Genomic DNA, 20,680 nt, shown 5'->3' on the forward strand with positions numbered 1-20,680 from the left:
TAACAATGTGTAAATTTTATACCGGGTTCTATGGTGTTTGGGGCGATTTCCGTCCTGCCGAATTAGAAATCGCCCTGAGACTCCGCTACAAAAAAATACATCAACCGGTAGGCAACATAAAGACTACAACATGACACAAACCTCAATTATAGAAAAGTTTGACAATATCATAAAAATTGGCACAACATTAGGTGAAAATTGGTTCAGAGGTCATTCGAGAATTATTAAAGAATTGACTCCTGGGATATATAGAAAGCCATATTCGAGTAGAATCTATAGAGAGTTTAGACCCGATATAGAATTTCAATTTGCAGAGGATTTTAAAAGAAAAGCACCTTCCATTGCGACAAATCTACCTAATAATGACAATCACATAGAATGGTTATTTTTAATGCAACATCATGGTGTGCCGACAAGATTACTCGACTGGACAGAAAATATTCTAATAGCAACTTTTTTTGTTGTTGATTCAGATTTAGACAAAGATGGTGAATTATGGACTTTTTTACCATGGCAATTAAACGAAAGCCATGGCTTTTATGGACTTCCTTCAAATAGCAAAAACAAGACACTGCAGTTTCTATCACATGAGATATTTCATGACAATCCTGAAAAACTGAGGGAAGAATATGGGCTGTCGGACACTCCCAAAGCACCAATGGCTTTTCTTCCTCCGCTGATGCATCCTCGAATGAATGCCCAACAAAGTTGTTTCACAATTCATCCCCATCCCCAAAAAGGATATAGCATTCCTGAGCTTATTCCAAGTAATAGATATTTGATGAGATATATTATTCCTAAAAATCTGAAAAAGACTTTCAGAAGTAATTTAAACAATTTGGGAATTACTCACCGGACTATTTTCCCTGACTTAGTTGGTTTAGCCAAATCTCTAAAAGACAAAGAAAGTGTTTTAGCATGGGGACAACCAGACCCGTTAATATTTAAAGAATATGAATAAATTACATTGCCTAACAAATTGTAAATAGTATTGCGGGAGGGGTGTTGCGCCTTTGCTGCTGCATATTTAACCCTGACAGATTTCCGAACCCTGTCAGGTTTTTTTATGTGTTGAAAAATAAGATTGAGGTGATTGAGCGGCGGTTCTATGTGAAGGCTTCCACGTTGTTCTTCCCCAAAAAACAATAGCAGATAATCACATACTAGGTAAAGAAGGAGTTAGAGCAATGCTTTAGCTCCTTCTTCGTTTCACGGAGTTTTGTAACCGACCGATTTTCGTTACTTTTAATTGTAACAGATATTCTTGTTGTAACTAAATGATGATGGTTATGGAAATAAATTGGACGAAGGAATTAGAACCTCTATTTCAGCAATACGGAAAACGTCAGCACCCCCTGGATTATAAAAACCGCTACCAACTGGTGGTGATGGTTGTTTTGTCTGCCCAGGATTCGGATAAACACATCAACGAGGTGGCGCCCGGATTTTTTGCCGCTTACCCGGATATGGAGGCGCTTTCGAGGGCTGAGCCAGCCGATTTACAGCAACACATTGGTTCGGTCCGGAATTTTGGCAACAAATCGAAGTGGCTGATTAAGATGGCCGGGATGGTTGGAACAGATAAACATATTCCCCGAACCCTGGACGAGCTGGTTAAGCTACCGGGAATCGGAAGAAAATCGGCTAATGTAATTATTCGGGAATCGGGAGATACCGCCGAAGGCATTATCGTCGATTTACATGTTGTGCGTGTAGCTCCTCGGTTGGGGATTGCTATGCAGGAAGAAAAGCCCAAGCCGGAAAAAATCGAAAAGCAACTCATGGCAGCCATCCCGCAGGAGCGATGGAACGAGGCCGGTATGTCTATCTCTTTCCTGGGGCGTGAGATTTGCCGCCCGACAAATCCCAAATGTGAAACATGTGTCATGAATCCGGTTTGCCGGTATTACAGAGAAGCAAAACAGTAAACCAACTGATACGTAGCGTTATTGGAAGTTGTCGGCTAAGTTTCATGGTGGAATTCGTGTTTCTTTTACACTTTTTCTGCAAATTTGTTTTCTCAGACCTTTACGAAATAACGTTGCGGAATCCTGTCTCTATCGGTGATGGCAGGTATGGTTCTGCTACGGACTGGAGATGAGATAGAAGGGAGCCGTTAGGGGACGGTACATCGGGAAAGGGCTGGTTAAAGGAGGTAGCAAATTAAACCAATTTGAATAATAACTTATACTGATAACTCCTATGAAGACAAAAGCAATTGCCTTGCTCGTCCTGTTTCATTTTTTCCATGCAGGATTAATGGCTCAGGAAAAAAAGCCCAATGACACCAGCTTTGAGTGGTACGACATGTCGTTGCCGATGGAAGACCGAATCGATGCCCTGATTTCGGCGATGACCGTCGATGAGAAAATTAGTCAGTTGATGAATGCCAACGCCCCGATACCGCGACTGGGCGTAAAGGAATACGACTGGTGGAACGAATGCCTCCACGGCGTGGCGCGCAACGGAAGAGCGACGGTGTTTCCGCAGGCCATTGCTTTAGGGGCTACCTTCGATACCAAACTGGCTTTTCAGGTAGCAACAGCCATTTCCGATGAAGCCCGGGCAAAGTTCAACATCGCCCAGAAAATGGGGAATTATCACCGGTATGCCGGTCTGACCTTCTGGACACCGAATGTGAATATCTTTCGTGACCCACGTTGGGGCCGGGGACAGGAAACGTATGGCGAAGATCCTTTTCTGACTTCCCGCATCGGAGTGGCATTCGTTGAAGGATTGCAGGGAAACAATCCCAAATACCTGAAAGCTGCTGCCTGTGCGAAGCATTTTGCCGTACACTCAGGACCAGAAGCGCTTAGGCATCAGTTCGACGCTGTGGTTTCTTCCAAAGACTTATGGGAAACTTATCTGCCGGCTTTTGAAGCCCTTGTGAAGGAGGCAAAGGTTGAGGCCGTTATGGGTGCATACAACCGAACGGATGGACAAGCCTGCTGTGCGAGTCCCTTTCTGTTGCAGGATATCCTCACCAAACAATGGGGTTTTAAAGGGCACATTGTTTCCGATTGCGGAGCAATTCAGGATATCTGGAAGGACCATCATCTGGCGAAAACACCAGCGGAAGCTTCATCAATGGCGATTAAAGCCGGCCTGGATTTGAATTGCGGGAGAACATTTGAAAGCCTGAAAAAAGCATTGGATGAAAAACTGGTGACAGAAAAAGATATTGACAAAGCGTTGCGCGATTTGTTGAGAACCAAGTTTCGCCTTGGATTTTTTGATGACAACCGGGATAATCCGTATGCGCATATTTCGCCGGATGTTATTGGCTCCAATGAACATCGAAAACTGGCGCTAGAGGAAGCAGAAAAGTCAATCGTCCTGGTGAAGAATAAAAACCATGTTCTTCCACTAAAAAAGGATTTGAAAAGTGTTTTTGTTACCGGTCCGCAAGCGGCTAACGAGGAGGTACTGTTGGGGAATTACTATGGCGTAAACAACAATACAGTCAACATCCTGGACGGAATTGTCAGCCAATTGAGCCTGGGAACGACCATTAATTACCGTTATGGTCAACTTCCCTACCGAAAAAATGTCAATCCGATAGATTACGTGACAGGAGGAGCAGCTGCGGCCGATGTTTGTATTGCTGTGATGGGGCTTAATGGATTAGTGGAAGGCGAAGAGGGGGCTGCCATTGCTTCAGAGCATAAAGGTGACCGGAAAGACATCAGGCTTCCGCAAAGTCAGATCGACTTTCTTAAGAAAATTAAAGCGCAGGGGAAAGGTAACCCATTGGTTGTCGTGATTACAGGTGGTTCGCCAATCGCCATTCCCGAAATTTATGATATTGCCGATGCCGTTTTATATGTCTGGTACCCGGGTGAAGAAGGCGGAACCGCCGTTGGTAATATTCTTTTTGGTGATGCCGTTCCTTCCGGACGCTTGCCGTTTACGGTGCCCAAATCGGTTAACGATCTTCCTCCTTACGAGGATTATTCGATGAAGGGGCGTACCTACAAATACATGGAGAAGGAACCTCTTTTCCCGTTTGGCTTTGGACTGTCCTATTCCAAATTCGAATATAGTAAAATGAATATCGGCGCAGGCCCGGATGGCAAGATAACCGCCAACGTAACGATTTCAAACACCGGTAAATTTGATGCAGAGGAGGTGGCTCAGATGTATACCAGTTCTCCGTTAGCCGGAAAGGGCGATCCCTTTTATTCACTGGTCGCTTTTCAACGTGTATCGGTGCCTGCAGGCCAGTCGAAAGTTGTTCAGTTTGAGCTGCCCGAGAAGGCGTTCATGGAGGTTAATGAAGCGGGAAAACGGGTGCTTCGGAAAGGCGAATATAAACTTTGGATTGGCGGATCGCTTCCCGGGAACCGGAGCACAGCGTTAGGGGCATCGAAATGCCAGGAAACGTCTGTTGATGTTGCTAAACTTTTCAGGTAAGATGCGATATACCGGTTGGCGAATTTTCCCTGGCGGAGATGAGTTACCCGGAATGAATTGTAAGATTTCGATATGATAGAAAGAGCCGGGACAAACGTTCCGGCTCTTTTTGTTATCAATATCTTGTTTCTCTTTGCCTAATCGTCATCATCGTCTTTCACCGGAACGACAAAGGCACTGTGGCGCGGTGCCGGCATGACGGCATTTTCGCCCTTAATCGCTTTCCAGATGACTTCGTTCAAAGCGATATCGGGCGCTGCATCTTCGTGCGAAAAGTCGAAGGTGGCGGATAGCTTGCTGCTGGCATTTACGGCCACATTGCGTTTGTTCAGGTCGATGTTGGCCGGCTTATGCACGTAGGGCGTGAAGTTGGGATGATTGGTGAAACACTTATAGAGCGGAGTGGCTGCTGCATCGTACTGGCTCATGGGCGGCAGACCGAGAATCAGCTCAATGGTTCGCAGTACACCCGAAGTGGAATACATGTCGTGAATCACGGCGTTGCGTTTCACATACGGGCCGGCTACAAATACCGGTGAGCGGTGCGCGTCCACATGGTCGGGGCCATTCTGTGCATCGTCTTCCAGCACAAAAACCACCGATTCTTTCCAGATGGGACTGTGCGAGAGATGTTCGAGAAAACGCCCCAGCGCCAAATCGTTATCGGCGACAGCTGACCGTGGTGCAATACTTCCCAGATGTTGTCCGCTGGTATGGTCGTTCGATAAACGGATGGTGTTGAAATGCGGAACAGCATGTCGTACCACTAATGAATCGAAATCGTGTTCCCAGGCATCTACCCGTACCTGATCCTTGATGCCCAGATTGAAGCCGGGCGATTGAGGGCACACGTGTCCTTTCAATGCTTTCAACGACGTTTTGCCCATGTTGCAGAATTCGCCATAACTGCGGTAACTCACACCGGCCCGCTGGCAATAATTCCAAATGTAGCCATCGCGCGGGTAGCTGGCTTTCATTTGCCCTTCGTAGCCGTAAGTTCCACCCCGGTTACCGTAATAGGTAGGCCAGGTTTTTTCCACCACGTCAGTGGCGTAGGCGGCCGTACTCCAGTTGTGACCGTCGGCACTCACCTCCGCATCGGTGTAGAAGTTATCCAACAACACAAAATCGTTGGCAATGGCGTGATGGTTGGGTGTTACCCTTTTTCCGAAAATACACAGCGAATCGACGCCGTTCCCTTTCTTCACATCGCCCATTACCTGGTCGTAGGTGCGGTTTTCCTTGATGATGTAGAAAACATATTTGATGGGAGAGACGTCACCTTTTTTCCGGGGGATGGGATTTCCCTTTTCGCCCGGCGCATCTTTCACTTTCTTCTCGTTGAACGGCGTATTCGCGTAAACTTCGCGGGTGTATTTCTTCAGCAGTCCTTCATCCGGGTCGTCGATAAAGGAGAGAGCGCCTTTGAATAAGCCGGCAATGTATTGTACATGTTTTTTAGCCGAAACCCCATGCTGATAGCCGCTATCGTCTTTTTTCGATACCGGTTGCGGTCCGTCCGGGTTGGCCATCGAAGAGAAGCCCTTCCCGTTGGTCACCAGAATTTTGTTGCCTAGTGTCTTCACGTTAGTAGGGTACCAGCCTACCGGGATGAACCCTTTGCTTTTGCTTTCTCCCGGTTCGGAAACATCAAAAACGGCCAGGCAATTATTATCGGCATTGGCAATGTACAGGGTCTTTTCGTCCTTCGACAAAGCTACGCCATCGGTAGTTGAGCCTGTTAGACGGGTGGGATAGAGTGCCGCCGAAAGTGTTTCGATGACCTTGTTTTTGGCAGTATTGATAACCGAAACGGTGTTGTCATTCGCGTTAGCAACAAACAGAATCGTGCCTTTTTTATTTAGCACCAACTCATTGGGATGACTGCCGGTTTTGATTTCATTGGTCATCTTCTTTTTAGTTGTGTTGAAAACAACCACATGATTCTTGCCCCACAGCGAAACATACAATTTTTTCTGGTCGGGCGACAAGACGCAGCTGTACGCTATTCCCGGCAAGGAAACACTATCGGTGACCTTTTTCGATTTCAGGTCGATGGTATAGATGCGACTGTCCTCTTTGGTCACCGTGTACAGCACCCGGTCGTTTTTACTAACGGCTATCCCGGTCGGACAAACTCTACCTTTGGGCCAGGGGTTTGCCAGCCGAATGGTATCGGGGACACTGAGTTGATTGTCGGCAATGTGAAAATCCAGGATGATATTGTCATATCCTCCTGACGCATACAGGTGCTTCTCATTGTGACTGAAAGCCAACCCGTACCACGATTTGCCAACTACTTTTGTGTCGAGTAACTTCTCGTTCTTCGGATCGATTAACTGGACGGTTTGTGTGCTTTGGCCATTATTGGTCACAGCCGCGTATTTCCCTGAAGGGCTGACTCGCAGGTTGAGCGGCAAATCGCCAAGTGTTAAAGCGGTTCCTGCGGGGCTTAGTTTCCAGCCGTTCGATAATAAAACCTGTTTGGCCTGGCCGGTGGGGCCCGGCGTTTGTGCCGAGCTCGGTTTACCCTGGAATAACGAAATAATAATGGAAGCCAGGATGACCCCGGCTTTGTAAAAGTGATTCATCTAGTGAATTTATTTTTAACTACCAGAAAGATTAAAGACAATTCGTGCGCGTACCATTAAACCCGCCTGGGAAGGGAGTTCCCGGATGGCTGCCGGATTCGTTTCATTGCTGCGTGAGGCGAACATGACAGGGCCGCCTGAGAGCGAAAAGGAAAAACGGGATGCACTGGGGACCAGATTGAGCGAGGGGCCGACCAGTATTTTGGCACCACCTTCGGCTTCTTCCGGATCCCAAAGGCCTTCCAAATCTTCTCCTACGGCTTCAACTCCGCCATACAAACTGCCTAATAACTGATATTGGACTCCCAGACTTGTCAGAATGTCAATTTTATCACGGTTGCTGGAAAATGCCTTTCCCAGTAATACATTTCCTCCAATGTTCCAGCGGGACGCCTCCCAGGAAGCAGTTATCCGGCTTAAGGCTGATGTGACACTGCTGAAATCACGCTGCAGTCCCAGACCGATTCCAAGCCGTAATCCACTGACTTTTTTACCCCCGATAACGTCGCGGATGATTTCCACTTGTTGTGAACTGACAACGTTCTGGTTTGCCTGGAACCCCAGTGCGGCATTCACGTTTAAGGTGAACCGATGGCCTAAATAACCTTTCAAGGCAAATTGTTGGCCAACACCATCGTAACCAAATAGTTCTTCGGAGCGTTTGCCGTAGCTGCTGGAATAGTTAACACTCCAGGAATGATCGTCCGGAGTAAGTGTTGAAACTGAGAAGAGAAAAGGTTCCGGGGTTCGGTTGGATGGCTCAACATACAGATTGTTGTCTTCAATGGTTTGTGCCATGGCTGAGAAACTCAGCATTCCCGATAGGGCCAGGAGCAGGAATTTTTTGTTCATACGACTGTTCATTTTGCTTGAAACTAGATAAGCATGTTATTGAATCATGATTGTAAACGCTCTAAAGCAAAGAGGGTTTACACCTTCTCATATTATAGAGAACAAAGATGCATTAATTAAATTCATTCCACATAAAGGAACAGGAAACCATTCAATCTTCCGTAAAATTTAGGTTAAAATCAGATGTCAGAAATGTTTTCATCGAATGAGGTTTAAACGCTTCGTCACTTTTATTCTTGCTCAAATTCTTCAATCTGCTTCAAAAAGCCGAGTGCTTCATCTACCTGGCTACCGCTTCCCTGTAACAGCCAGTTCAGCCATTTTTTATTGATGTTTTTGGGCCTGAGGGCTCTGAGCGCTATCAGTGAAAGTGCTTCCAGTATGATGGTAGCAATCCCGAAAGAAATGACCATGTCGTAATTCATCACTTTCACCATATCGAAATGAAACAACGCTTTTATGATAAAAAGGCCAATGAATGGGCTGAACGGAAGAATCCATGCTCCAATTCGCAAATTAGTCACCACCGAGAATTTAATCTTCGAAATATCTTTCTGAAGTTTCACGATAGGGGCGTTGTAATCGACCGAAAGAATCTGCTGCAGTTGCTTGACGGATGAAACGACGAGCATCACGGAGAATAGGGCCACAACAGCGGCTGAGAACATGAAGTACCAGGTTCCCCAATTCGCTACCGCGAAATAGAGGGCATACGATGCGGCAAAGAGGAAAAAAATCAGGGTACTGATGGGAAGAAAAAGCAAACTTCTCAAGGATGATTTGGCTTTGTCCAGTTTGACTTCCCGCAAGAGTGTCGAATTGAGTTTTCGGGTACTATCGAGCAATGCTTCATTCTGTTTCCAGAGTTCGTGTATATTGACATTTTCCATGATGTTACTGATTAAATTTTTTCTTGAGTTGTTTTTTGATCCGGTTGATTTTGGTGCCAACATTACTGACCGAAATTCCCATTGCTTCCGAGATTTCGGAGTGGCTGTTGTCATCCAGATACATAATTAAAATCGCTTTGTTTAACGGGTCGAGTTCGTCGATGAGTTCCCGCAGCCGTTTGAGGTTTTCATCGATTTCAGGCGCTTCGTCTTCTTCCACGCTGATCAGTTTGTCCGGCATTGGTACCACATATTTTTGCCGGCTTTTTAGTTTCCGGTAGTGTGAGATAGAAACGTTGAAGGCTACTTTGTACATCCAGGTGGTTACTTTCACCCGGTGATCGAATTTCTCGTATCCTTTGATGATTTGAAAAATGATTTCCTGGATTAGATCCTCCTGTTCGTGAACATCGGAGCAATAACTGTTGACGACCTTGTATATGAGTCTCCGGTGTTGCTCAATGAGATGGATTATTTCGGTGTGACTTCCCATTTTCCTGTTTTTCATCTCATTTGGTTTTTAACGGCTCCATCCCGCTCTCTTTTGTGGTTCTTGCAGTTTTCCATCTAAACATCTCGTTTTCTTTTTCGGTTCTGTTTACCCCATTTATCGTACGGCCTTCAAAAAAATCACACGCCGGTGAATTTTTTTTATCCCCACGTTCCGGTGGGGCGATGAAAACAGATGTACGATGATTGTTCAGGAAGATGTCTAGGTTGATTGTCGCAAGGGCAAGTGTGGGGGTAGCAAAGCGATAAACGACGAAAGAGTGTGGCGAATGCGACGGCGGGGATTAACCTCTTCTCCAGTTGTATTCCGCTTTCCGCAGGCGGTCCATGATGGCTTTCCCAATACCGGTTTCGGCCACCGGTTCGGCCACAATGATATCAATCTCATTATCGTCTTCAAAGGTATGCATCGCATCGAACATGTTTACGGCATACTCTTTCAGATCATTGTTTTCAGATACCCTGATAATTTTCCGGTAGCCGTTTTCATATTTCCCGGTAAACGATAACAAGCCGGCTTTGCTCTTATCGATATCAAGTGGGATATCTTCGTCGGCTACAATCATCTTTTTCACCGGGCTGTAGTGCGATTTCACCATTCCCGGGGCAACGATCGACTCCGTTTTTTCGGAATCGTCAAATGGCAGAACTTCTTCGATGTCCTCCTTCGTAATGATACCGTTGCGTAAAATCCGGAACCCTTTTTCGGTGAGCTCGATGATGGTGGATTCGATACCAACCGTGGTTTTTCCGCCGTCCAGAATGTAATCGACGTCGGGCAATTGCTTTCTTACATGGGCGGCTGTGGTGGGACTGATACGGCCAAATTTATTGGCGCTGGGAGCGGCAATCGGGCGACCTGACGTTCTGATGAGTTCAAGGGCTATTTCGTTGGCCGGCATGCGAATACCAACGGTAGGTAATCCCGAAGTGATGATATCGGGAACCAGTTTGCTTTTGGGCAGTACCAATGTTAACGAGCCGGGCCAGAATCTCTCTGCCAGTTGGTAAACCCGTTCATCCTCTTCAGTGGTAAGCTTCTTTATGTCTTCCAGGTCGGCAATGTGGATGATGAGCGGGTCGAATGACGGGCGTTCCTTCAGTAAAAAAATCTTGGCCACCGCCATCGGGTCAAGCGCATTGGCTCCCAGTCCGTAAACGGTTTCGGTGGGGAAGGCTACCAGTTTCCCTTCCTGAATCAATTGAGCCGCCAGCTCCATGTTATTTTGTCGATCCATGCTTCTTCTTACCAAATTCGAAATGTTGTCATAACTACAACACTCCTTTGCAAAGGTTCATTATTCGGCTGCAAAAATAGCATAAGTAAGAGTACCGGAAAAATATTCGGGTGCTTTACGCTTCTGTATTAACGCTGAGTAACGTTTTCATTGGACATCGGTCTTCACCCGCTTCTTTACATTCGGAAGTTTATAGCTTCGGTAAGCGCCGGCAGCCCCAACAACGAAAGAAACAAAACAACGCCTTCCACCGGACGCCCTGGTGTGCAATCCCCAGGATGAAAAAGGCCACCGGATAAATCCAGTGTAAGCTGCGGATGGAGTCAGCATACTGAACGATGAAGAAGGTTGCGATTCCCATGTGTTTCGTACTTTCTTCTATGGGAGCTTATGGTTTATATATTCGTGGTTTGAGCTAAAGAACCCTACCCTGAGTCTTAGCCTGAGCATCCATGTAACGGCCTACCAACATACCAGCCAACATACCAAAGGCAACTCCAAAGGATATCCCCAACGACCGCTCAAAATGCCCGCCCATGAGAATGCCTGCAACAACCCCGAAGGCTGCTCCGGCAGATATCCCCATACGGATGTAATATCCCTTGGGGGTTAAGGAGAATGTATCCTTTAAATATTTTTCAAATTGATTGAGTGCTTTCTTCAACCCTCTTTTTCTGTTGTTTGGATTCGATTCTAAATTTAAACGCTCCAGTTCCGCTTCGATGGATTGCATTTCAACATGAGAAAACTCTCTTGCCTTCAATGCGGATAGTATGTATATAAATTGATCGCAAACCCTGATTTCCGATTGATTCGTTGTTTTGGCTTTTAAACTTTCAAAATAGTTCAGTGCATCTTTCAGTGTCTTCATTTTTCCTGTTTCCCGGGTTAGTGGCTGAAAACAAAAATTCTTACAGGGAAATGGAATATTTGTGGAAAAAACTGCCAATAGGACTTGACGGAGCTTTACCCGGAACGAAGAAAATGGCTGAAACAGGCAATAAGACTTTTCCATGAGGGGGTTGGAGCGCTCCGGGTGAACCACAGCAGGGCACTTCCTACCTCGTAAAACTTATAATACAGCACCCTCGATTGATCTCAGTTTACGTCAATTCCGACGTGTTTCGGGATTTAGCCACCGTGCTGCGCACAGGTTGAACGCTTAATTGTTGTGTTGCGTTTTTTATATTTTAACCATTGCTAACTTATTTGATACTATCTAAAAATGTGTAGCAAACTGATAAAACATATCTGGCCACGACATTGATGCGGGAGTGAAGCCATATTCAAAGCCAAGTCTGATTATTGTAAGTTTTTTCTGTGGACAGATATAAACATATTCGCCCTTGTTTCCCATTGCAAAAAAGTCATTGGCATTTTCCTGTCCGTCACGAAATTTCCCCCACCAGAGATAGTTGTAATACGTATTATTTTTCAAAAGATAATCGTAATAACCCGTTGGTCTTTCTTGTGGTTGCGTTGCTTTTTGTACCCAGCTTTCAGGTATTACCTGAATACCATTGTATTTGCCTTTATTAAGCAACAGCAAAGCGAATCGTGCATAATCGTGAGCTTTACAGTTGATACCGCTTTCCATTTTCTCAAAACCATGCTCATCAAGGCTCCAACTGGCATTGCTTCCTCCCATTTTTTTCCAGAGTTTTTCTTCTGCATATTTAGCAACTGATTTGCCAGTGGTTCGTTCCAGTATCATGCCCAGTAATAAAGGATTGTAGTTATTGTAAAGCCAATGTTTGCCGGGGTGGTCCGAGATTCTGACATGTTCTAAGACCGCACTTCGTAAATCCGGAGATTGATATGTAAACTCATCATCAGAAGGAAATCCATCATGCGAATAGGCAAGGCCTGAACTCATACTTAACAAATCCCTGATGGTAATTTCTGAAAAACGGGCATCCTTTTTCATCAACTCAGGCAGATACTTGGTTATTTTATCCTCTTCGCTTTTAATAAAACCATCCGAAATAGCCAATCCTACTAATGTGCTGACAAATGATTTAGCAACCGAAAATGAGGTGAATGTTGAATCTTTATGAAAGCCATTAAAATAGTTTTCGTTAAGAATGGTATCATTTCGCAATACAATAAATGCTGTGGTCTGCGATCTTTCCAGCATGGTTTCGAAATCGATATTTGTATTTAGATTTTTGAAATACGAAGTGTTTTCAAATATTCGGTTAACCTTTTCTGTTTGCAAATGGTAATGAAGCATCCGGGGATGTTCAGCCCCGCTAATATCCCTCTTCTTGAATAGTAGATAGTCCATTACGGAAGCATCTCCTCCCTGGCACCTGCCCAACAAGGTGGTAACATCAATTTTTGATTTTTTATAGGCCAATCTGTCTTCCAGATTTACTCCCGATAAATTTTGGGGATGTGTTTGATTGATTCCATGCAGAACGATGGTTTGAAACTTTCCTATATCCTTGGTGGCCGGCCATTGAACCATCCGGTTGTTTTGTTTATCGTACCTGATAATTTGTATGGCCATTGTCACACTGTCCTTGTTCCATCTCACGGGAAGGTTCTCCAATGGGATTTTCATTTCTACCGTGTATCCATCTTGATTTCTTTTAATAGCAGAAGTCCATTTTGAAGAAAAAGAAAATGACAAATCCCTTGTGGGCGGGTTTAAAGAACCATCCAATTCATTGCCGGCAGCATCGACAAGAAAGGCATAGGCCTTGATTCCATCATGATACGTATCGACACAAAATGCAACCCAATCATTACGTAACATGAACTGGTTGTCCCTATCCAGAAGTTTGGTATTCAATTTTGAAGTGTTGTTTACCTTGCATATCAGGCCGGCATAAAGATTATCTGCATCATAGGCAAACCAGGCCGCTGTGTTATTGTATTGGCCATTTTCATCGCACAATTGGTTGGTAAGAGGTGTTTTTTGCCAGATGGGGTCGTTTAGTATGCCATCAATATTTATTGTACTGTTTGTTTTATGCGCTGTTATTTTTTCTTTTTCGTTTACATTTTGCGAATGAGCGAATAGTGTAGTACCGAGTAAAAACAGGGTGAAGTATATTTTTTTTCTGAAGCCATGCTTTGGGAAGTCATTTGTTTGTAATGCCATCTTTCAGGTTTTATTATTCAAAAGTATTCGCTAAACCGTAGCAAAGGATATTAATTCTGGTTTTGCTTCCTTTAATAATTCTGTTTTTCGTTGAAGCAAAAGTAACAGCGATGTTCTGCGTAAAAGTTCGGGATTATAATTGCGAACCCAAAAGTCTGATTTTAAATTTTTGATGGAAGAAATGCAGAGCGGAGAGTATGAGAATAGTAGCCTGCTGTGTGGCACTTGTATGCATCGTTTTTCTACTGCGCTTTTGAATAACTGATTAATTCATTTTTATAAACACCATAGCCGTCATTATTGACATGCTTGATATATGTTTTTAATTCAGGGGCATACCACCATGTATCAGACATCTTCCCTTTATAGCCTCTGGAATTTGTTACCATTCCCTTGTATTCTATTTTGTAGGCCATGAATTTTCCGGCTGCAACAGTTACTTCTCCAAATGAAACGACTTCTGCGTCCTGGCTGGTTTTTCCTTTGGTACCTTCATTATTTTCCCATTCCGATTCGTATTTCCATTTTTTTCCTACATACAGTGGCCAACTTCGAAAGGGTGTGCTGCTCTGCTTTTGGTCTAAAGTAGTCGAAATCCGGACGGTATCATTGCCATTCCAAAAGCCTAATTCTCCATGATAGTCTACCACCTCCTGTATATCTTTTCCTTCCGCACGAACCTCTCCTTCTACGGTGCGTTTCCAATTCCAAACCCATTTTTCTCCAATTTTATAATCATTTAGACTTGGTTTGTTTGTTGTCGAAGGTGAACAACCGGAAAGAAGCAATAGTAACGCTGTTAGTTGTAATATTACTTTATTTGTCATCGTGGTAGTTTTTTGGTTAATCTTTAATTTTGTAATTGCCATTTATTTCTGCTGCTGCCTTTATTCTTCATTCCATATCGGAATGTTTATTTTGCTGTCGGTACTAATCTTTAATAACAAGGGGGCATTGGCGTCTTCAATCGATTCAGTACTGACATCCTTGCCTGTTCCGTAATTAATTTGGGCATATGGATTTTTATTTCCGTTGATAATCACGACAAGCCGACTTCCTTTTGACATCTTTTTACTAACTATTCGGGTGTTGTCGAAAGTGATGGTTGTCTCTTTATTAGGAGTCAGGAGTTCTCTTATTTCCCTGCTTTTGGCATAACTGGCCCTGCCGATATAATAGCTCAGGTGAAAATATTTCCCTTCCGGAGTTAACTCATACAGCGTTACCGAGTAGTCAAAATCCTTTTTATTACTTACTATGGTTAATTCTCCCGTAAACGAACCATTCATGATTTTATCCTTTTGGAACGGTTTGCTGATAAAAACAAGACCATCATTTAAATTGATGCTATCCGCTACAATGGGCCAGGGATAATAGTCCGCATTATTCTGTTTTGTTCTGTCGGCTAAATCAACCTGAAGGTTTAGATATTCTTTTTGGGGTTTCTTACTAAGCAGGGTATAGTGACCGTTTGATTGATGACTGCCCAAATAAAAAGTATCCGTTTCATTACTCATGGCTGCAACCGACGGCTTATGCATCCATTTGTTTGCACCCATCACTTCAAAGTTTACCTTGTCTTTTAAGATAGCTGGCTTTTTCTTTCCCTTTAAGATGTAATCGAACCAGTCGAAGATCAGTTGATTCTGAATATCTATCTGCGCTGCTTTATCCAGCTGGTAGCCGCGCAGATTGGCACCGGGTGTTGTTTGTGCGCCCCAGTGATCCCAGGGGCCTATCACCAGATAGTCCTCTGCATCCGGATTGTATTTTAAATGCTGATTGTAGTAATACATGGCACCCCGTTGCCCGTCATCATAATAACCAGTGATATTAAGTATGGGAATATTGATATGCGCAAATTCGTCTTTATAGGGAATCATGCTTTGCCAGTAACTATCATAGCTGGGGTGGCTGATCCACTCGTGAAATAAAGGATTGGGTGTTCCATCAATAGAATCCATTTTGTTGTAAGGTGCGCCCGATTGAAACCAAGCGTTTTGGAGGTTGTTCCACCTTTGAAAATCGGTATGATACAAGTATTTATTTGCTGTAACATAGGAGATCCACTTGTAGGGAAAGTTGTAGAAGATATTGTTCTCCATCGGTACGTCAATCCCTGGAGCAGCCGAGACACAAGGCACAATGGTTTTTAAAGCCGGGGGTACGCTGTCTTTCATCGATGCCCACTGGGCAAAACCATTGTAGCTACCTCCGAACATTCCCACTTTACCATTATTCCAGGGCTGTTTACTAATCCAGTCAATCACGGCATAAACATCATTGTGTTCATGCTTGTAAGGCTCAATAGAGTCATTACTCAGGCCCTTGCCTCTGGAAGTAGCTAAAACTCCTACATAACCTTTGGATGCCGGTAATATGGCTTGATTAATATTGGATGAATCCGCATAAATGGTAAAAGTCAGGATGGCAGGAAGGGGGCCGGTTCCTCTTTTGCGAACAACAGTAACCGAAATCTCAGCGCTGTCTATGGGGGAAATGATCAACTTTCGTTCGATATGATATCTTCTGTTTTGTTCTCTTTTTATTTCCCCGAATACAATCGGCTCTGTACGATGAAACACCTGGTAAAGGAAATATGACTTTAACAGCGTTAAAGCTTCCTCCTGAGTGATTGCTGGCCCTGAAGCTTTGGTGTAGTTCTCCTTAAACTGGTTCGTAAAGTGAGCCACCTGATCATTCGTTGTCAAAACGATATTGACCGAAGAGAGCAGCTGATCACTACAGTTTTCCAAATAATCAGACAATACCTTTCGGTAGGCGGTTTCAAAACCGGTTTGCTTCTCTGACTGCTTAATTTTTGCCTTGGCAAACAGCTCATAAGGAAGCTTGTCGGGGTGACCGTTTTGACCGGAAACACCGTCTCTGGTAGATTGAATTGTTTTGATAGCGCGCTCATACTTGCCGGCCAGAATTTCAATCAAGTAAAGGTCGTTTGGTTCGATGTTCTGGCCTTTGATTTGGCTTTGCTGCAAGTAATCTTTTGCCAGATTTTGCATTGCCTTTGTCAAAGATGCGGTGTCGGATAATGCTGCTTTTTCAAATTTTATCGACTGGCCTTTAAGCGTTATGCTAAGGCTTACTAAAATCAATAAGATCAGTAAATTTTTCATCTCTTATAAACTATTCCAGTTTTTGAATCGGGCAGATTGACGACTGGAAACCTCCAGTGTTTCTCCGGTGGTCAATTCAATATTCAATTTGTGCTTGAAGCCGGGAGTTATTCTTTCTATATATTCCGTATTCACAATCTGGCTGCGATTAATGCGAAAGAATACATTCGGGTCCAGCTTTTCTTCAATCAGGTTTAGCGATCGTTTAATCATGGCCTTATTATTCCCAAAAAAGAAGCGCGCATAGTTATCCATCGACTGGATAAGCCGAATGTCTTTTAAGGGAACGAAATAACAATGCTCACCATCCTTTATAAATATCTTATAGTGCATCGGTAAAGGATTTTTTCTTGCCTCAATTTTTGAGAACTCTGCCTGAATCTTTTCAATAGTGACAGCAAATCGCTCGTCTCTCAATGGCTTCACCAAATAATCCAACGCATTTACTTCAAAAGCCTTGACAGCGTATTGATCATATGCCGTTGTGAATACTACTTTGGGTACCACCGCAAGCTCTTCCAGCAAATCGAATCCTGATTTTTCAGGCATATGAATGTCCAGGAATATCAGATCCGGATGTTCCTTTTCTATCAGATTGGCGGCATCATTAACATTGGATGCTTCCCCGGCGACAATGAATTCTGGGTAATTCGCCAGGGCTCTTTTCACCTCTTCCCTGGCCAGTCGTTCATCATCTATGATGATGGTTTTATAGGTATTCATTTTTTTCGAATTGGTATGATTAAAGTAGCCCTCACCAGATCGTTATCTATATTCTGCAATTCGAAACTGGCGCCTCCATCGTAATGCAGTTGCAATCTTTTCGTTAGGTTTTTAATTCCGATGCCTGCTTCCGCATTGTTGCCGGCAATTTTGCCGGGATTCTGGACGATGATTTCAATGGTTTCTGTTGTTTTCTTTATGGTTAGTTGAATAGTACCTCCGTTAATTCGTTTGTCAATGCCGTGCTTTATACCGTTCTCTACCAGCAGTTGAATACTTAATGGCAGAATAAGGTAGTTTTCCAGTTCGCTATCCATTTCTATTGACATATTTAAACGCTCTTCGAACCTAATCTTTTCAAGGTCTACGTAATCTTTCACCAGTTCGAGCTCTTCTTTTATCGTGATAAACGGAACGTCTTTTTCATAAAGAGAGGTGCGCAAAATGTCGGACAGTAAATCCACAGCTCTTCTGGCCATCGTAGTATTCTCAATGATCAACGATTTTATGGAGTTGAGGGAATTAAATAAAAAATGAGGATTGAGTTGTTTCGATAGATTATCGAGTTGAGCCTGTTTCGCGATGACCAAAAGCTCAGCATTTTGTTTGGCCGTTTCCAGTTTATTTTGATGATAATGATATAAGTGATAGGCTAAGATCCAGATGGCCATTAAACGTAGACCTGTTATAAAAACAGGGTTCCAGTAACTCAAAGAATACCATAGGGTGTAATCTTTGTTTTCCACAAAAACCCAGTAAAGGTGCCATTTGAGATCAACAAGCTCCATGTAAGCCACTGACAACAGAATGACCGAAGGAATAACCCTGATGGCTAAACTGCCAAGATTAAGTGCATTCCAGTTCAATTTTTTAGCAAAATATCTATAGAGGTGCGTGAGCAAGACCCCAACGACAATATCAAGCACATAATTGAGGAAGGTGAAGAATACTCCATAATGGTCCCTGGTATATACCGTGTATGCCCAATATAAGGAGACTGTTCCCCATCCTAAAAGCTGACATTTCCAATAGAGACTAATGCTCTTGTTGTCTGATATGTTTTTTGATCCACCCATTGATGAAGTAAAGGAAACGTGATTTTACCAATTAAAAAAGACAAAGTACATGAGCGTGAATTATCGGGGGTAAATCCTCTCATAGGTTTAGATTATCGATTTACTCGGAAGGTTTCGTCGGATTCCAAAGGCAGGGGGTCTTAATCTGGCCATTGTAAGATTTCTATCCCTAATATTCACCCGAATAAAGTGCACATAACGCTAAAATAAATCGAGCTGACAGGTTTATATAGATGAGATCACATATCAAAACAAAATTACCCCTAACGTATGTGTATATTGCATGTGCGTTATATATCGCCTATATGTTTCGGCTTGCAATGTCTTGTAAACCTATGTTTTACCTGTCAAGATTAAGTCTGTCGGACTTTTTAATTTTGCAAGAGCCGATTGGCTTAGGAGAGTGAGAATTTCTGAGGTTGTACTTGCTCTAAATCTCGATATACTTCGGTCCGTTTTCATTTGTTGGCTGTTAAGGCACTTCAAGGTAAAAAAAATCTCTCAAAACCGGATATCCGATTGTACTGCAGATAAAATAAAAGCGGTAAACATTCGATTTCGTCCCGGTAAGGAGATGAGAGAGGCCGTTGCGAAGGCTTCGTTCACTCCCCGTTGATCTGTTTATACGTTCCCGGGACCCGCCAGTTCCGGGAATTTTTCCTTCCCTGTCTTATTCTAAACATTTCCTTTGCGCTTTGCCACTCATTGCTTATTGCAGTCCGCTTTTACCTTTCTCAATAGAAAGCGGAAATGAGAACCGTATAAAACTTCGACGAGAACCGTATTAAGATGATAGGGAGAAACGTATAAAGGTGGTAAGGAGAAACGTATAAAGATTTGATGAGAACCGTAGACGTTTTTTTGGGCAGTTTTTTGTCTTTGGAAAGATGTTCTATTTACCCCATCCGAATTTTCACTCTTTACTCGTAGTGAGCGGAATAAATGCGGTTAACCTATTTCAGAACAAGACAGATTTCAAAACCTGACTTCTTTGTTCCGGAAACCAGAACTGCGTATGTTTGTTGATGTCATATTACCCGGAAAAATCAGAGCATGGAAGACAACGAGTATTTTGCCCATCTGTACGAAATTGCCAGGAACCTGAACAAGGAATTCTCGTTGCATTCCGCTTTGCGAATAGCCCTGGAAAAGACCGTGGAATTGTTGCACCTGGAAACAGGCTGGATTTGGCTGGTACAGGAGGGAACACACTCGGTTTACCTCGCAGCTTCCTATAATTTGCCCCCGGCACTCAGCCGATATCCGGAGCGACTTTCCGGAAATTGTTACTGTATCGACTGTTACCTGGCGGATGGCATTTCAGAAGCTCGGAATATCAGCGAGATTACCTGTACCCGTTTGAAGGACATCACGGCCGGGACACGAGGCCTGAAGTTCCATGCCACTATTCCCATTACCATCGAAGGACAAAAGGTGGGCTTGATTAACCTGGTGAGTAAGCAAACCCAGGAGCTGGACGAAAAGAAACTGTCGGTTTTGAATACCATTGCCGAGCTAATTAGTATCGCGGTACAGCGGACGCGCCGGCAGGAAGAACAGCAGAATCAGCCGTCGGCAGTAATGGAAGTGCTCAACCGGGTGATTGAACCCGGAATGGAGGAGCTGGTACAATCACTTCAGCAGACAAAAAGTGCAGATAAGAATGTGCAATTGGCGTTGGAGAAAGCCGGGGAATTGCACCGGCAACTGCTTCTTATTCGTGAGGAGGTAGGCGAAGAAACCACTGAAAAGGTTGCTGACAATGCTTTCCATTATCCCACGTCGCCGTTAACCAATCGGGAACTGGAGGTATTGGTTCTGGTGAAAAAAGGAATGACCAACAAGCAAATTGCCGACCAGCTGTTTATTTCCGAACGCACGGTTAAATACCATATCTCATCCATCCTGTCCAAACTTTTTGCCCAAACCCGCACCGAAGCTGTAGAGACGGCCATTCAACGCGGATTGCTTTGATTATTAATATCAAACACAATGTCAGCCATTGCCGACCTGTCCGATGGTACAGGTTCACTTCTGTCCTTTAGTCTGGCCCCGGAGAGCCCGGTTTGTGTAATCTTTGTACTGTCGTTCATTATTTGTATGGTGGGCGAAGCATCGATAAATGTAAAGTGAAATAAAAC

At 43.9% G+C, this 20,680-nt stretch carries 16 protein-coding genes; 5 read left to right on the plus strand and 11 right to left on the minus strand.

Annotated features, from left to right (window positions below; translation table 11 throughout):
* Positions 1 to 130 precede the first annotated feature (130 nt).
* From T426_RS0103820 to T426_RS22645, 3 genes are all read left to right on the plus strand, one after another.
* Positions 131 to 961: an FRG domain-containing protein gene (locus T426_RS0103820; protein WP_025864183.1), complete on the plus strand. Its 831-nt coding sequence runs from the start codon at positions 131 to 133 to the stop codon at positions 959 to 961.
* A gap of 328 nt (positions 962 to 1,289) precedes the next feature.
* Positions 1,290 to 1,928 (plus strand): endonuclease III domain-containing protein, encoded by a 639-nt coding sequence (locus tag T426_RS0103825; RefSeq protein WP_036985370.1) that lies wholly within the window; start codon positions 1,290 to 1,292, stop codon positions 1,926 to 1,928.
* Positions 1,929 to 2,202: 274 nt separating this feature from the next.
* Positions 2,203 to 4,416 (plus strand): glycoside hydrolase family 3 C-terminal domain-containing protein, encoded by a 2,214-nt coding sequence (locus T426_RS22645; RefSeq protein ID WP_051568929.1) that lies wholly within the window; start codon positions 2,203 to 2,205, stop codon positions 4,414 to 4,416.
* A gap of 137 nt (positions 4,417 to 4,553) precedes the next feature.
* Here the strand turns inward: T426_RS22645 and T426_RS0103835 are convergent, their stop codons facing one another.
* The 11 genes from T426_RS0103835 to T426_RS0103895 all read right to left on the minus strand — a co-directional run bounded on the left by T426_RS0103835 (position 4,554) and on the right by T426_RS0103895 (position 18,539).
* Entirely contained in the window at positions 4,554 to 7,007 is a 2,454-nt protein-coding gene (locus tag T426_RS0103835) for a bifunctional YncE family protein/alkaline phosphatase family protein (RefSeq protein WP_025864184.1), read from the minus strand.
* Positions 7,008 to 7,022: 15 nt separating this feature from the next.
* Complete coding sequence (locus tag T426_RS0103840; protein ID WP_027585305.1) at positions 7,023 to 7,859, minus strand: hypothetical protein; 837 nt, start codon at positions 7,857 to 7,859, stop codon at positions 7,023 to 7,025.
* 230 nt (positions 7,860 to 8,089) lie between these two features.
* A complete protein-coding gene (locus T426_RS0103845) occupies positions 8,090 to 8,749 on the minus strand; it encodes a hypothetical protein (RefSeq protein ID WP_025864186.1) in 660 nt (219 codons plus the stop codon).
* A 4-nt stretch (positions 8,750 to 8,753) separates the two neighbouring features.
* Positions 8,754 to 9,257, minus strand: a complete 504-nt coding sequence (locus tag T426_RS0103850; RefSeq protein WP_025864187.1) for an RNA polymerase sigma factor — start codon at positions 9,255 to 9,257, stop codon at positions 8,754 to 8,756.
* Positions 9,258 to 9,543: 286 nt separating this feature from the next.
* On the minus strand, positions 9,544 to 10,497 hold the full coding sequence (locus T426_RS0103855; RefSeq protein ID WP_027585307.1) for an L-threonylcarbamoyladenylate synthase: 954 nt from the start codon (positions 10,495 to 10,497) through the stop codon (positions 9,544 to 9,546).
* Positions 10,498 to 10,912: 415 nt separating this feature from the next.
* The gene (locus T426_RS0103865; protein ID WP_025864189.1) at positions 10,913 to 11,368 is read right to left on the minus strand and encodes a hypothetical protein; all 456 of its coding nucleotides are present in this window, start codon (positions 11,366 to 11,368) and stop codon (positions 10,913 to 10,915) included.
* A 348-nt stretch (positions 11,369 to 11,716) separates the two neighbouring features.
* Positions 11,717 to 13,606 carry a serine hydrolase gene (locus T426_RS24910; protein ID WP_051568930.1) on the minus strand — a complete coding sequence of 630 codons (1,890 nt, stop codon included), beginning with the start codon at positions 13,604 to 13,606 and terminating at the stop codon, positions 11,717 to 11,719.
* 242 nt (positions 13,607 to 13,848) lie between these two features.
* Positions 13,849 to 14,475, minus strand: a complete 627-nt coding sequence (locus tag T426_RS0103880; RefSeq protein ID WP_051568931.1) for a hypothetical protein — start codon at positions 14,473 to 14,475, stop codon at positions 13,849 to 13,851.
* Positions 14,476 to 14,493: 18 nt separating this feature from the next.
* Positions 14,494 to 16,740, minus strand: coding sequence for a CocE/NonD family hydrolase (locus T426_RS0103885; protein WP_025864193.1), 2,247 nt, complete (start codon positions 16,738 to 16,740; stop codon positions 14,494 to 14,496).
* Positions 16,741 to 16,743: 3 nt separating this feature from the next.
* Complete coding sequence (locus T426_RS0103890) at positions 16,744 to 17,463, minus strand: LytR/AlgR family response regulator transcription factor (RefSeq protein WP_025864194.1); 720 nt, start codon at positions 17,461 to 17,463, stop codon at positions 16,744 to 16,746.
* Positions 17,460 to 18,539: a sensor histidine kinase gene (locus T426_RS0103895; RefSeq protein ID WP_025864195.1), complete on the minus strand. Its 1,080-nt coding sequence runs from the start codon at positions 18,537 to 18,539 to the stop codon at positions 17,460 to 17,462. Before T426_RS0103895 ends, T426_RS0103890 begins: the two co-directional genes overlap by 4 nt.
* 1,053 nt (positions 18,540 to 19,592) lie before the next feature.
* Between T426_RS0103895 and T426_RS24915 the strand changes: the two genes are divergently transcribed.
* Complete coding sequence (locus tag T426_RS24915; protein WP_025864196.1) at positions 19,593 to 20,513, plus strand: LuxR C-terminal-related transcriptional regulator; 921 nt, start codon at positions 19,593 to 19,595, stop codon at positions 20,511 to 20,513.
* Positions 20,514 to 20,531: 18 nt separating this feature from the next.
* Positions 20,532 to 20,672 carry a hypothetical protein gene (locus T426_RS25695; protein WP_153637589.1) on the plus strand — a complete coding sequence of 47 codons (141 nt, stop codon included), beginning with the start codon at positions 20,532 to 20,534 and terminating at the stop codon, positions 20,670 to 20,672.
* The last annotated feature ends 8 nt before the right edge of the window (positions 20,673 to 20,680 follow it).

Origin of the sequence: Prolixibacter bellariivorans ATCC BAA-1284 (assembly GCF_000621705.1) — a bacterium.
Lineage (GTDB): Bacteria > Bacteroidota > Bacteroidia > Bacteroidales > Prolixibacteraceae > Prolixibacter > Prolixibacter bellariivorans.